At 68.9% G+C, this 12,109-nt stretch carries 13 protein-coding genes; 10 read left to right on the forward strand and 3 right to left on the reverse strand.

The window, feature by feature from the left end; genetic code table 11:
* Window positions 1-6: 6 nt before the first annotated feature.
* From ACSQ4M_RS05245 to ACSQ4M_RS05265, 5 genes are read left to right on the forward strand one after another with little or no spacing between them, the layout of a single operon-like run.
* Window positions 7-618: a LysE family transporter gene (locus ACSQ4M_RS05245; protein WP_436188542.1), complete on the forward strand. Its 612-nt coding sequence runs from the start codon at window positions 7-9 to the stop codon at window positions 616-618.
* Entirely contained in the window at window positions 618-1,382 is a 765-nt protein-coding gene (locus tag ACSQ4M_RS05250; RefSeq protein ID WP_189687303.1) for a ParA family protein, read from the forward strand. Before ACSQ4M_RS05245 ends, ACSQ4M_RS05250 begins: the two co-directional genes overlap by 1 nt.
* A complete protein-coding gene (locus tag ACSQ4M_RS05255; protein WP_436188543.1) occupies window positions 1,379-1,924 on the forward strand; it encodes an RBBP9/YdeN family alpha/beta hydrolase in 546 nt (181 codons plus the stop codon). The genes ACSQ4M_RS05250 and ACSQ4M_RS05255 overlap by 4 nt, the downstream gene beginning before the upstream one ends.
* 4 nt (window positions 1,925-1,928) lie before the next feature.
* Complete coding sequence (locus tag ACSQ4M_RS05260; protein ID WP_436188544.1) at window positions 1,929-2,867, forward strand: ParB/RepB/Spo0J family partition protein; 939 nt, start codon at window positions 1,929-1,931, stop codon at window positions 2,865-2,867.
* Window positions 2,867-3,601, forward strand: coding sequence for a class I SAM-dependent methyltransferase (locus ACSQ4M_RS05265; RefSeq protein ID WP_436188545.1), 735 nt, complete (start codon window positions 2,867-2,869; stop codon window positions 3,599-3,601). The genes ACSQ4M_RS05260 and ACSQ4M_RS05265 overlap by 1 nt, the downstream gene beginning before the upstream one ends.
* A 42-nt stretch (window positions 3,602-3,643) precedes the next feature.
* On the opposite strand, the gene ACSQ4M_RS05270 is transcribed toward ACSQ4M_RS05265, so the two are convergent.
* The 3 genes from ACSQ4M_RS05270 to ACSQ4M_RS05280 all read right to left on the reverse strand — a co-directional run bounded on the left by ACSQ4M_RS05270 (window position 3,644) and on the right by ACSQ4M_RS05280 (window position 6,657).
* A complete protein-coding gene (locus ACSQ4M_RS05270) occupies window positions 3,644-4,474 on the reverse strand; it encodes a hypothetical protein (RefSeq protein ID WP_436188546.1) in 831 nt (276 codons plus the stop codon).
* Window positions 4,475-4,517: 43 nt separating this feature from the next.
* The gene (locus ACSQ4M_RS05275; RefSeq protein ID WP_436188547.1) at window positions 4,518-5,123 is read right to left on the reverse strand and encodes a tetratricopeptide repeat protein; all 606 of its coding nucleotides are present in this window, start codon (window positions 5,121-5,123) and stop codon (window positions 4,518-4,520) included.
* Window positions 5,124-5,232: 109 nt separating this feature from the next.
* Window positions 5,233-6,657 (reverse strand): FAD-binding oxidoreductase, encoded by a 1,425-nt coding sequence (locus ACSQ4M_RS05280; RefSeq protein WP_436188548.1) that lies wholly within the window; start codon window positions 6,655-6,657, stop codon window positions 5,233-5,235.
* 133 nt (window positions 6,658-6,790) lie between these two features.
* Between ACSQ4M_RS05280 and ACSQ4M_RS05285 the strand changes: the two genes are divergently transcribed.
* The 5 genes from ACSQ4M_RS05285 to ACSQ4M_RS05305 all read left to right on the forward strand — a co-directional run bounded on the left by ACSQ4M_RS05285 (window position 6,791) and on the right by ACSQ4M_RS05305 (window position 12,028).
* Window positions 6,791-7,189: a Zn-ribbon domain-containing OB-fold protein gene (locus ACSQ4M_RS05285; RefSeq protein WP_436188549.1), complete on the forward strand. Its 399-nt coding sequence runs from the start codon at window positions 6,791-6,793 to the stop codon at window positions 7,187-7,189.
* A 4-nt stretch (window positions 7,190-7,193) separates the two neighbouring features.
* A complete protein-coding gene (locus ACSQ4M_RS05290; protein ID WP_436188550.1) occupies window positions 7,194-8,369 on the forward strand; it encodes a thiolase in 1,176 nt (391 codons plus the stop codon).
* A gap of 183 nt (window positions 8,370-8,552) precedes the next feature.
* On the forward strand, window positions 8,553-9,713 hold the full coding sequence (locus ACSQ4M_RS05295; RefSeq protein WP_436188551.1) for an acyl-CoA dehydrogenase family protein: 1,161 nt from the start codon (window positions 8,553-8,555) through the stop codon (window positions 9,711-9,713).
* A 10-nt stretch (window positions 9,714-9,723) separates the two neighbouring features.
* On the forward strand, window positions 9,724-11,076 hold the full coding sequence (locus tag ACSQ4M_RS05300) for an MmgE/PrpD family protein (RefSeq protein WP_436188552.1): 1,353 nt from the start codon (window positions 9,724-9,726) through the stop codon (window positions 11,074-11,076).
* A 31-nt stretch (window positions 11,077-11,107) separates the two neighbouring features.
* Window positions 11,108-12,028 carry an SDR family NAD(P)-dependent oxidoreductase gene (locus tag ACSQ4M_RS05305; RefSeq protein ID WP_436188553.1) on the forward strand — a complete coding sequence of 307 codons (921 nt, stop codon included), beginning with the start codon at window positions 11,108-11,110 and terminating at the stop codon, window positions 12,026-12,028.
* The last annotated feature ends 81 nt before the right edge of the window (window positions 12,029-12,109 follow it).

Below are 12,109 nucleotides of genomic sequence, written 5' to 3' on the forward strand. Positions count from 1 at the left end.
GATCCCGTGTTCGGCATTGCTGACTACGGCGCATTTGTCGCCGCCATCGTCGTGTTTCTGATGATTCCCGGACCGGGCAACCTGGCGCTGATCACTTCGACCAGCAAGGGCGGCCTGCGCGGCGGCCTGGCCTGCGCCGCCGGCATCATTCTGGGCGACCAGATCCTGCTGTGGCTGGCTCTGGCCGGCGTGGCGGCCGTGCTGGCTGCTTACCCGGCCGCCTTCCATGCCGTCCAGTGGCTGGGGGCTGCCTACCTGGCCTGGATGGGCGTGCGCATGCTGCGCGCCAAGCCGGGCGACGCGCCCGTGCTGCAGATGCAGCCGCGCCACTACCTGCGCCAGGCGCTCATGATCACCTTGCTAAACCCCAAGGCCATCGTCTTCTACATGGCCTTCTTCCCGCTGTTCATCGATCCGGCCCGGCACCAGGGCATGCTGACCTTCGGCGTGATGGCCGCCACCATCGCCGTGCTGGGCTTCACCTACAGCCTGGTCGCCGTGCTGCTCACCCACCGCCTGGCCGAGCGCCTGCGCGCAAACCGCCGCATCTCCAACGCCCTCGAGAAGATCGCCGGGCTGTTCCTGGTCGGCTTCGGCATCAAGCTGGCGGTGCAGTGATGGCGCGTGTTTTCTGCATTGCCAACCAGAAGGGTGGCGTCGGCAAGACGACGACCACCGTCAACCTGGCTGCCGGCCTGGTGCGCGCCGACCAGCGCGTGCTGCTGATCGACCTGGACCCGCAGGGCAACGCCACCATGGGCTCGGGCGTGGACAAGCGCGCGCTGGAACTCTCTGTCTATGACGTGCTGCTGGAGTCCGCCAGCATCGCCGAGGCCCGCGTGAAGTCCGAGAAATGCGGCTACGACGTGCTGGGTGCCAGCCGCGAGCTGGCCGGTGCCGAGGTCGAGATGGTCAGCGTCGAGCGGCGCGAGCGCCGGCTCAAGCAGGCGCTGGAAGCGGTGCAGGGCGACTACGACTTCGTGTTGATCGACTGCCCGCCGTCCCTGTCCATGCTGACACTGAACGGCTTGTGCGCTGCCCATGGCGTGGTCGTGCCCATGCAGTGCGAGTACTTCGCGCTGGAAGGGCTGACCGACCTCGTCAACACCATCAAGCAGGTCCACGCCAACCTCAACAAGGATCTCAAGATCATCGGCCTGCTGCGCGTGATGTTCGATCCGCGCATCACGCTGCAGCAGCAGGTCAGCGACCAGCTCAAGGGCCACTTCGGCGACAAGGTGTTCGATACCGTGATCCCGCGCAATGTGCGCCTGGCCGAAGCGCCCAGCTATGGCCTGCCGGGCGTGGTGTTCGACCCCGCCGCGCGCGGCAGCCAGGCCTACCTGAGCTTTGCACGCGAGATGGTGGCGCGCGCACGATGAGCGTGCAGGTGCTCACGCTGCCGGGCTGGCAGAGCTCCGGCCCCGGCCACTGGCAGACTCTCTGGGAGCAGCGCTACGGCGACCGCCGCGTCGAGCAGCACGACTGGATGCGGCCGCTGCGCGGCGACTGGCTGGCGCGGCTGGACGAAGTGCTGTTGGGCCTGCCGGCCGACCGACCGGTGGTGCTGGCCGCCCACAGCCTGGGCTGCATCCAGGTCGCGGCCTGGGCCGACCACAGTCGGTTGACCGCGCGCGTGCGCGCTGCCCTGCTGGTCGCACCCGGCGATGTCGAACGCGAAGACCTGCGCGTGCTGTTGCCGGGTTGGGCCCCGATCGTGCGCCGGCGGCTGCCGTTCCGCAGCCTGCTGCTGGGCAGCCGCGACGATCCCTATTGCAGCCAGGAGCGCGCCCAGGTCATGGCGCAGGACTGGGGTGCGGCCTACCACGACATGGGCGCCGGTGGCCACCTGAACGCCGAGTCCGGCCTGGGTGACTGGCCTGTGGCGCGTGCGCTGCTCGAAGAACTCAAGAAAGAAGACTGATCCTATGGTCACCAAACGCCCCAAGGGCCTGGGCCGCGGGCTGGAAGCCCTGCTGGGTCCCACCGTCTCCGACCACCCGGCAGCCGAGGCTGGCGCCGCCGCCGCCGACGGCAAGCCCAGCACGCTGAGCCTGGAGGCCATGGTGCCCGGCCAGTACCAGCCGCGCACGCGCATGGACGAGGGCGCGCTGTACGAGCTGGCCGAGAGCATCAAGGCCCAGGGCATCATGCAGCCCATCCTGGTGCGCCAGCTGACCGCGGGCGAGCACGCCGGCAAGTACGAAATCATCGCGGGCGAGCGCCGCTTCCGTGCCGCACGACTGGCCGGCCTGGACCAGGTGCCGGTGCTCGTGCGCGACGTGCCCGACGAGTCCGCGGCCGCGATGTCGCTGATCGAGAACATCCAGCGCGAAGACCTGAACCCGCTCGAAGAGGCCCAGGGCCTGCAGCGCCTGGTCAAGGAATTCGGCATGACGCACGAGCAGGCGGCCCAGGCCGTCGGGCGCTCGCGCAGCGCGGCCAGCAACCTGCTGCGCCTGCTGCAGCTGGCCGAACCCGTGCAGACCATGCTCATGGCCGGCGACCTGGACATGGGCCATGCGCGCGCGCTGCTGTCCTTGGACCGGGCCACGCAGATCACGGCCGGCAACCAGATCTCGGCCAAGAAGCTGTCCGTGCGCGAGGCCGAGAGCCTGGCCAAGAAGCTGTCGGCCGAGTTCACGCTGACCTCGCCCAACAAGCCCAAGAAGGAAAAGTCGCGCGACCTGAAGCGGGTGGAGGAGGAACTGTCCGACCTGTTCGCCGCGGACGTCGAGATCCGCATCAAAAAGCGTGTCAAGCGCGGGGGCCGCGTGCTGGAGGCTGGTGAGCTCAGCATCCAGTTCGGCTCGCTCGAAGAACTCAACGGCCTGATCGAGAAGCTGTCGCCCACGGTCGCGCGCTGATGCCGCGCCTGCCCTGGCCGCTGCCCGCCGTGCTGGCCTGGGCGCTGGCCTGGGGCCTGTTCCGCGCGCTGCTGGCAGCAGGCATGGCGCCGGGGCTCGCACTGCTGCTGGCCAGCGCCGCGGGCGCTCTGGCCAGCGTGCTCGGCAGCACGCTGTGGCGCCGGGCGCTGATTGCGCTGGGCTTTCCGCTGGCCTTGCTGTTGAGCGGCTCGGCCCAATGGGCGGCCTGGGCCTGGCTGCTGCCACTGGCGCTGCTGGCCCTGGTCTACCCCCTCAACGCCTGGCGCGACGCGCCGCTGTTCCCGACGCCGGCCGGCGCGCTGCAAGGCCTGGCAGTCCAGGCGCCGTTGCCGGCTGGCGCGCGGGTGCTGGACGCCGGATGCGGCCTGGGCCATGGGCTGCAAGCGCTTCACTGGGTTTATCCTCAGGCTGAGCTGCACGGTGTGGAGTGGAGCTGGCCGCTGCGCCTGGTCTGCGCACTGCGCTGCCCCTGGGCCCGGGTGCGCCAGGGCGACATGTGGCGCGCAGACTGGCGCCCCTGCGCGCTGGTCTACCTGTTCCAGCGGCCCGAGAGCATGGCGCGCGCGGTGGCCAAGGCCGAGGCCGAGCTGGCGCCCGGCGCCTGGCTGGTCAGCCTGGAATTCGAGGCCACGGCGCTGCGCCCCGCAGCCCGTCTGCAGGGCGCCGATGGCCGCCCCGTCTGGCTGTACCAGGCGCCTTTCAGCAAGGCATGAAAAAACCGCCCGAAGGCGGTTTCCTGTGGGCGCAGGGCCGGCTTACTGGCCGACCTTCAACACGCCACCGCGGCCCAGGCCGCCCTTGACCTCCTGCGCCTTGTAGTTGCGCAGCGAGATCACCATGGAGTTCCAGGAGTCGACGAAGGCCGCCACCGTGGCCTTGCCCTCGGGCGTGCGCGAGAAGCCGCCCAGGCCGGCCGCCGCGCCGCCACCGAAGGCGCCCAGGGCGGCGCCGAAGTTCGTGGCCGTGGCATTGCCTTCGGAGATGCCGATCTGCACGCCCGAACGGATGTCGAACAGCGTCATGGTCACGACCGAGGCTTTGCTTTCCATTGCACCGGCGAGCGCGCCGAAGCCGCCCGGCAGGAAGGCACCCAGGCCGGCCGCCACTTTGCCGGTGGAGTCGTTGTCGATGATGATGGCCGGCTCCAGGAAGTAGTCGGCCGCCACGCGCTGGCCCTTCTCCTGCTTGGAGCCCGCACGGAACTCACCGGAGTTGCGCTGCTTGTCGGTGATGGCCGACAGCTTGCTCTCGGTGCGGTTGTTGCCGATGGAGGTGATCACGAAGCAGTTGGACTGTTGCACGGCCAGGCGGAGCAGCGGCTCGATCGAGGTGACCTTGGTGGCCGCGCCGAAGCTGGCATACCACTCCTTGCCGCGGCCGTCGTCCACCGCCAGCGTGCCCAGCGGTGCATCGCAACGCTCCAGGTTGGGGTTGGCACCCGCGCTGGTGCCGCCGGCGGCGCCGCCGGTCACGGCCGTGGGGGCGCTGCCGGTCGTGATCTTGCCGCCGCCAGGCGTTTCACAACCGGCCAGGGCCAGCACGGAAGCGGCCAGCACGGCGGGACGCAGGAGGAAGGAGGTGTTCATGGCTTGGCTTTCTGCAAGAAGGATAGTGAAGGAAAAGAGGCGGTCAGTAGCGGTAGACCCAGCCGGTCGGGCGCCAGACCCAGTAGTAGGTGTAGCTGGTGGTCCAGAGGCCGAGCGAGGCCTCGCGTTTCAGGTCGGCCCAGGCCTTGTACTCGTCCTGGTTCTTCTTCCTGGCAGCCGTTGCTTCGGCCAGCAGCTTGCCGGCCTCCTTGTCGCCGCGGCCGGCGGCGAGCGACAGCCAACGCTCGGCTTCTGCAGGGTCGGAGCCCATCTCCTGCAGCCCCGTCAGGTAGAGGCGGCCGAGCGCCAGCTGGGCTTGCGGATGGCCGCGCTCGCCGGCGCTGCGCATCCACTGCAGCGCCTGGTAGCTGTTCTGCGGCACGCCGTCGCCACGGAAGTAGCGCAGGCCCAGGTCGTAGGCGGCGCGCGGGTCCTTGTTGGCGAGGTCGGTCAGCGCGGCGATGCGGCGCGTCTGCTCAGGGTTCTCGTCGCGCGTGGCGTCGAAGGTGGCGCTGTTGCGCGGGCGGTCGGAGCAGCCGGTGTTGTCGCAGATGCGAACCATGGCCGGCTGGTCTGGAGGGGCAGCCGGCGGCGCCTGCACGCAGGCGGCCAGCGCAAGTGCTGCGAAAGGCAGGAGCGGTCGGATCATGGATTCCCCATCAGAAAAGGCGCAACTTTATGTCTGGATCTGCAAGAAATCCATGCATGTCAAGTCAGAGGGTAACCAATTCTGACGAAATCTCCGAGGCCGCCGGGCGCTACAGCGCAAAGATCTTGCCGGGGTTCATGATGTTCTGCGGGTCCAGCGCGCGCTTGATCGTGCGCATCATGTCCACCGCGCCGGCGCCGGTCTCGTCGACCAGGAAGCCCATCTTGTGCAGGCCCACGCCATGCTCGCCCGTGCAGGTGCCTTCCAGCCGCAGCGCGCGTGCCACGAGGTCGTGGTTGAGCTGCTCTGCCTTCACGCGCTCCTCGGGCAGGTTCGGGTCGAGCAGATAGCCGAAGTGGAAGTTGCCGTCGCCCACGTGGCCGACCAGGAAGTAGGGGATGCCGCTGGCGTCGGCCTCGGCCACGGAATCGAGCAGGCAGTCCGCCAGCCGCGAGATCGGCACGCAGGTGTCGGTCGAGATCACCTTGCAGCCCGGGCGCGACTGCACGGCTGCGAAGTAGGCGTTGTGCCGCGCCGTCCACAGCCGCGTGCGCTCCTCGGGCGTGCTGGCCCATTCGAAGGCGTTGCCGCCGAATTCGGAGGCGATCTCCTGCACCGTCTCGGCCTGCTCCTTCACGCTGGCCGGCGAGCCGTGGAATTCCATGAGCAGCATGGTCTCCTCGCGCAGGCCCAGCTTGGCGTAGGCGTTGACCATGCGCACGGTGTTCGCATCGATCAGTTCCACGCGCGCGATGGGCACGCCCAACTGCACGGTCTGGATCACGCAGCGCACGGCCGCCTCGATGCTGGGGAACGAGCAGATGGCGGCCGACACGGCCTCGGGCAGCGGATAGATCTTGAGCGTGATTTCGGTGATCACGCCCAGCGTGCCCTCGCTGCCCACCATCAGGCGCGTGAGGTCGTAGCCGGCCGACGACTTCTTGGCGCGCGTGCCGGTGCGGATGGCCTCGCCCGCGGCCGTGACCACCTCCAGCGCCAGCACGTTCTCGCGCATGGTGCCGTAGCGCACGGCGTTGGTGCCGCTGGCGCGCGTGGCCGCCATGCCGCCGATGGACGCATCGGCGCCGGGGTCGATCGGGAAGAACAGGCCCGTGCTCTTGATCTCCTCGTTGAGCTGCTTGCGCGTGACGCCGGGCTGCACCGTGACGGTCAGGTCTTCGGCGTTGACGGCCAGCACCTTGTTCATGCGCGACACGTCGATGCTGATGCCACCCTGCACGGCCAGCAGATGGCCTTCGAGCGAGGAGCCGACGCCGAACGGGATCACGGGCACGGCATGCGCGGCGGCCAGGCGCACCGCCTGCGCCACATCGTCCGTGCTCTCGGCGAACACCACGGCGGCCGGCGGCGGCACCGTGAACGAGGACTCGTCGCGCCCGTGCTGCTCGCGCACCACGAGTGCCGTGGAACAGCGATCGCCGAAACTGGCCTTGAGCGCCTCGATCAGCGCCACGGGCACGTCCCGTGGATGGAATTCAGGGATCAGCTGGGCGGTGGTGGTGGGCGCGTTCATGGGCGTGTCTCCGGAAGGGGCGACCATTCTAGGAGTGGCCCGAACACCCCGTTCACCAAATACGGATGGCGCCCACCGGCCCCGGGCGGCATGCTTGCGTTCGTTCGAAACCCGACGAGACACGCTTCCCTCCATGACCACCATCACCCCACCCGATGCCGCGGGCGGCGTCCTTGCGCGCCACCAGGCCGCGTTGAAGCAGGGCCGCTTCCTGATCCAGCGCTGCGGCGACTGCAGCCAGCACGTCTACTACCCGCGCGAGCTGTGCCCGCACTGCGGCAGCGGCGCGCTGGACTTCGTCGCGCCCGCCGGCACCGGCACCGTCTACTCCGTGACCACGGTGCGCCGCAAGCCCGAGGCCGGTGGCGACCTCAACGTGGCGCTGATCGACCTGGACGAGGGCGTGCGCCTGATGAGCCGCGTCGAAGGCATGCCGGCCAGCGACGTGCGCATCGGCCAGCGCGTCCAGGCGCGCGTGCTGCAGCGTGAGGGCGCGGACGCGCTCGTGGTGTTCGATCCGATGCAGGGGTGAAGCGATGAGCGATTGGAAACAACTGCGTGGCCGTGCCGCGATTGCCGGCGTGGCCACCTTCGGCTGCGGCGAAGCCCCGGGCTACACCGACATGGAGCTGCTGGCCATCTCGGCCCGCCAGGCCGTGGCGGACGCCGGCCTGAAAATGAGCGACATCGACGGTCTGTGCACCGCGAGCGCCGGCGCCACCATGTGGGCCATGCCCGTCATCGAGCACCTGGGCATCCGGCCGAGCTACATCGACAGCACGATGATCGGCGGCTCCAGCTTCATCGCCCATCTGCTGCCGGCCATGCACGCGCTGGAGTCGGGCCAGTGCAATGCCGTGCTGGTCTGCTACGGCAGCACGCAGCGCACCGCCACCTTCGGCCGCAAGGAAGTCGGCCAGAGCCGCAAGTTCCTCGACCCGCAGCCCTACGAGCATCCGTACGAGCCCATGATGCCGCTGTCGGCCTATGCGCTGGCCGCTGCGCGCCACATGCACCAGTACGGCACCACGCGGCGCCAGCTGGCCGAGGTGGCCGTGGCCGCGCGCCAGTGGGCGCAGAAGAACCCCGAAGCCTTCATGCGCGATCCGCTCACGATCGAGGACGTGCTCAAGGCCCGCATGGTCAGCGACCCGCTGTCGGTGCGCGATTCTTGCCTGGTCACCGACGGCGGTGGCGCCTACGTGCTGGTGCGCGCCGACCGCGCCAAGGACCTGCCCAACAAGCCCGTCTACGTGCTGGGCAACGGCACGGCCTGCTGGAACCGCCAGATCTCGTCCATGCACGACGTGACCGTGACGGCCGCCAAGGACTCCGGCGCCGCCGCGTTCGCGATGGCGGGCCTGGCGCCCAAGGACATCGACGTGCTGGCGCTGTACGACGCCTTCACGATCAACGTGCTGCTGTTCCTGGAAGACCTGGGTTTTTGCAAAAAGGGCGAGGGCGGCCCCTTCGTCGAGAACGGCGCCATCGCGCCGGGCGGGCGCTTGGCCGTCAACACCAACGGCGGCGGCCTCTCGTGCGTGCACCCCGGCATGTACGGCATCTTCGCGCTGATCGAAGGCGTGCGGCAGCTGCGCGGCAATTGCGGCGAACGCCAGATCACCGGTGCCAAGACCGCGCTGGCGCATGGCAACGGCGGCACCTTGTCCAGCCAGGCCACCGCCATCCTCGGCCTGGCCGAAACGTTGTAATGAACACCCCCAGTCTCCGCGCTGCGCGCTCCGCCAACCCCCTCAAGGGGGCGCCGCCAGCGGCCGGGCAGAGCCCGTTCCGCGCCGTCCGCTGGCATGGCCTGCTCCGCGGCCTTCGGAGCAGTGGCGTGCGAGGCGACTGCAGTCTGTGCGAGCGGCGCACCAGAACCATGGACCACTGAAATGACCACCACCCAAGACAAGTACGAAGAAATCCGCGACGCCGTGCGCTCGCTGTGCGCGGAATATCCTGACGAGTACTTCCGCAAGATCGACGAGCAGCGCATCTACCCCGAGGCCTTCGTCGATGCGTTGACCAAGGCCGGCTGGATGGCCGCGCTGATCCCGCAGGAGTACGGCGGCTCCGGCCTGGGCCTGACCGAGGCCTCGGTGATCATGGAAGAGGTCAACCGCGCTGGCGGCAACTCCGGCGCCTGCCACGGCCAGATGTACAACATGAACACGCTGCTGCGCCATGGCTCCAAGGCGCAGAAGGAGTTCTACCTGCCCAAGATCGCCAGCGGCGAATGGCGCTTGCAGTCCATGGGCGTGACCGAACCCACCACGGGCACGGACACCACCAAGATCAAGACCACGGCCGTGAAGAAGGGCGACCGCTACGTCGTCAACGGCCAGAAGGTCTGGATCAGCCGCATCCAGCACTCCGACTTCATGATCCTCTTGGCGCGCACCACGCCGCTGGCGGACGTGAAGAAGAAGAGCGAAGGCCTGTCCATCTTCATGGTCGACCTGCGCCAGGCCGAAAAAAGCGGCATGACCGTGCGCCCGATCCTGAACATGGTCAACCACGAGACCAACGAGCTGTTCTTCGAGAACCTGGAGATCCCGGCCGAGAACCTGATCGGCGAGGAAGGGCAGGGCTTCAAGTACATCCTCGATGGCCTGAACGCCGAGCGCACGCTGATCGCGGCCGAATGCATCGGCGACGGCTACTGGTTCATCGACCGCGTCTCCAAGTACGTGAAGGACCGCATCGTGTTCGGCCGCCCGATCGGCCAGAACCAGGGCGTGCAGTTCCCGATCGCCGAAAGCTACATCGAGGTCGAGGCCGCCAGCCTCATGCGCTGGAAGGCCTGCGAGCTGTTCGACGCGCACCAGCCCTGCGGCGCCCAGGCCAACATGGCCAAGTACCTGGCGGCCAAGGCCAGCTGGGAGGCGGCCAACGCCTGCATCCAGTTCCACGGCGGCTTCGGCTTCGCCTGCGAATACGACGTGGAGCGCAAGTTCCGCGAGACGCGGCTGTACCAGGTCGCGCCGATCTCCACCAACCTGATCCTGAGCTACGTGGCCGAGCACATCCTCGGGCTGCCGCGCTCGTTCTGAGGAGCTGGACATGAGCGACCATCCCAGCAAGGACCTCGCCGCTTTCGCGGCCGGCCTGCGCTTCGAGGACATCCCCGCGCCCGTGCTGCGCCGCACCGAGGACCTGTTCCTCGACTGGTTCGGCTCGGTGCTGGCGGGCAAGGGTTCGCGCGCGGTCGAGTCCATCGCCACGCTGGCCCGCACCATGGGCCCGGCCGACGGCGCGAGCGAGGTGCTGATCTCGCGCACGCGCAGCAGTCCGCTGTTCGCCGCCATGGTCAACGCCGCAGCCTCGCACGTGGCCGAGCAGGACGACGTGCACAACGGTTCGGTGTTCCACCCCGCGGCCGTGGTGTTCCCACCCGCGCTGGCCGTGGCCCAGGCCATCGGCGCCTCGGGCCGCGACCTGCTCGTGGCCTCGGTGGTCGGCTACGAGGTCGGCATCCGGGTCGGCGAGTTCCTGGGCCGCTCGCACTACCGCATCTTCCACACCACGGCCACGGCCGGCACCGTGGCGGCCGCGGCCGCCGTGGGCCGCCTGCTGGGACTGGACGCCGCCAGGATGCTGCACGCCTTCGGCTCCGCCGGCACCCAGGCCGCCGGCCTGTGGGAGTTCCTGCGCGACGCGGCCGACAGCAAGCAGCTGCACACCGCCAAGGCCGCCAGCGACGGCCTGCTCGCCGCCTACCTGGCGCAGGACGGTTTCACGGGCGCGCAGCGCATCCTCGAGGGCAAGCAGGGCATGGGCGCAGGCATGTCGACCGACGCCGACCCCGCCAAGCTGACCGACGGCCTGGGCCAGCGCTGGACGCTGGCCGAGACCTCGTTCAAGTACCACGCCTCGTGCCGGCACACGCACCCGGCCGCCGACGCGTTGCAGCAGGTCGTGCGCCAGCACGGCCTGAAGCTCGCCGATATCGCCCAGGTGACCACGCACGTGCACCAGGGCGCCATCGACGTGCTGGGGCCGGTGACTGACCCGAGCACGGTGCACCAGAGCAAGTTCTCCATGGGCACGGTGCTGGGCCTGATCGGCGCGTTCGACCGCGCGGGCCTGGCGGAATTCGACGCGCACTTCCGCAGCCCCGACGTGGTCGCGCTGCGCGACAAAGTCACCATGGTGCTCGACCCCGAGGTCGATGGCGCCTACCCTCAGCGCTGGATCGGCAAGGTCACGGTGGTCACCACCGACGGCCGCACGCTGCATGGCCGCGTGGACGAACCCAAGGGCGACCCCGGCAACACGCTGAGCCGTGCCGAGATCGAGGCCAAGGCGCTGCAGCTGTCCGCGTATGCGAACGGCGCGAGTGCCGACGAGACGCGCGGCGTGGCCGAACGCGTCTGGCGCATGGCCGAGTGGCCGCGCGTCACCGAACTGCTGTAAACACCCAATTCAAGACGAAGGAGCACACAAGATGAGCGAACAAACATTGATGGCCGGCAAGGTCGTGGTCGTGACGGGCGCCGGTGGCGGCATCGGCCGCGACATCGCACTGGCGCTGGCCAGGTCCGGTGCGCGCGTGGTCGTCAACGACATCGGTGCGTCCGTCAGCGGCGAAGGCAACGACGCCGGCCCCGCACAGAAGGTCGTCGACGAGATCAAGGCGCTGGGCGGCGAGGCCGTGGCCAACACCGACAGCGTGTCCGACTCGCGCAGCGGCGCCCGCATCGTCACCTCGGCCCTGGACACCTTCGGCCGCATCGACGGCGTGGTGAACAACGCCGGCATCCTGCGCGACCGCTTCTTCCACAAGATGAGCGACGACGAATTCGACGCCGTCATCAAGGTCCACCTGTACGGCAGCTACTACGTGAGCCGCGCGGCCGCCACGCACTTCAAGGAGCAGAACTCCGGCGTGTTCGTGCACATGACCAGCACCTCGGGCCTGATCGGCAACTTCGGCCAGGCCAACTACTCGGCCGCCAAGCTGGGCCTGGCCGCGCTGTCCAAGTCCATCGCGCTGGACATGCAGAAGTTCAACGTGCGGAGCAACTGCATCGCGCCGTTCGCCTGGAGCCGCATGATCGGTTCCATCCCGACCGAGACCGATGCCGAGAAGGCCCGCGTGGAACGCATCAAGCAGATGACCCCTGCCAAGATCGCCCCGCTGGCCGTGGCGCTGTGCAGCGACTCGTCGCAAGACACCAATGGCCAGATCTTCGCCGTGCGCAACAACGAGATCTTCCTGATCAGCCAGCCGCGTCCGGTGCGCTCGGTGCACCGCTCCGAGGGCTGGACGCCCGAGTCCGTGCTGAGCCACGCGCTGCCGGCCATGAAGGCCAGCTACTTCGACCTGGACCGCTCAGGCGACGTGTTCACCTGGGATCCGGTCTGAGCCTCTGAGACGGCGGCGCGGCCGCTGGGGCTTTCGCGCAGCTGCGTGCTGCGCAGTGCACCGGTAAGTCGCCAGTAAGTC

This window comes from Pseudorhodoferax sp. LjRoot39, assembly GCF_964253035.1.
In the GTDB taxonomy this organism is placed as follows: Bacteria; Pseudomonadota; Gammaproteobacteria; order Burkholderiales; family Burkholderiaceae_C; genus Pseudorhodoferax.

Bases quoted from the DNA above. Each gene is read 5' to 3' on its own strand.
- ACSQ4M_RS05295 (WP_436188551.1), top strand. From the start codon at position 8,553: ATGACCACCACCCAAGACAAGTACGAAGAAATCCGCGACGCCGTGCGC.
- ACSQ4M_RS05275 (WP_436188547.1), bottom strand. From the start codon at position 5,123: ATGATCCGACCGCTCCTGCCTTTCGCAGCACTTGCGCTGGCCGCCTGC.
- ACSQ4M_RS05305 (WP_436188553.1), top strand. From the start codon at position 11,108: ATGAGCGAACAAACATTGATGGCCGGCAAGGTCGTGGTCGTGACGGGC.
- ACSQ4M_RS05285 (WP_436188549.1), top strand. From the start codon at position 6,791: ATGACCACCATCACCCCACCCGATGCCGCGGGCGGCGTCCTTGCGCGC.
- ACSQ4M_RS05250 (WP_189687303.1), top strand. From the start codon at position 618: ATGGCGCGTGTTTTCTGCATTGCCAACCAGAAGGGTGGCGTCGGCAAG.
- ACSQ4M_RS05260 (WP_436188544.1), top strand. From the start codon at position 1,929: ATGGTCACCAAACGCCCCAAGGGCCTGGGCCGCGGGCTGGAAGCCCTG.
- ACSQ4M_RS05290 (WP_436188550.1), top strand. From the start codon at position 7,194: ATGAGCGATTGGAAACAACTGCGTGGCCGTGCCGCGATTGCCGGCGTG.
- ACSQ4M_RS05265 (WP_436188545.1), top strand. From the start codon at position 2,867: ATGCCGCGCCTGCCCTGGCCGCTGCCCGCCGTGCTGGCCTGGGCGCTG.
- ACSQ4M_RS05280 (WP_436188548.1), bottom strand. From the start codon at position 6,657: ATGAACGCGCCCACCACCACCGCCCAGCTGATCCCTGAATTCCATCCA.
- ACSQ4M_RS05270 (WP_436188546.1), bottom strand. From the start codon at position 4,474: ATGAACACCTCCTTCCTCCTGCGTCCCGCCGTGCTGGCCGCTTCCGTG.
- ACSQ4M_RS05300 (WP_436188552.1), top strand. From the start codon at position 9,724: ATGAGCGACCATCCCAGCAAGGACCTCGCCGCTTTCGCGGCCGGCCTG.
- ACSQ4M_RS05255 (WP_436188543.1), top strand. From the start codon at position 1,379: ATGAGCGTGCAGGTGCTCACGCTGCCGGGCTGGCAGAGCTCCGGCCCC.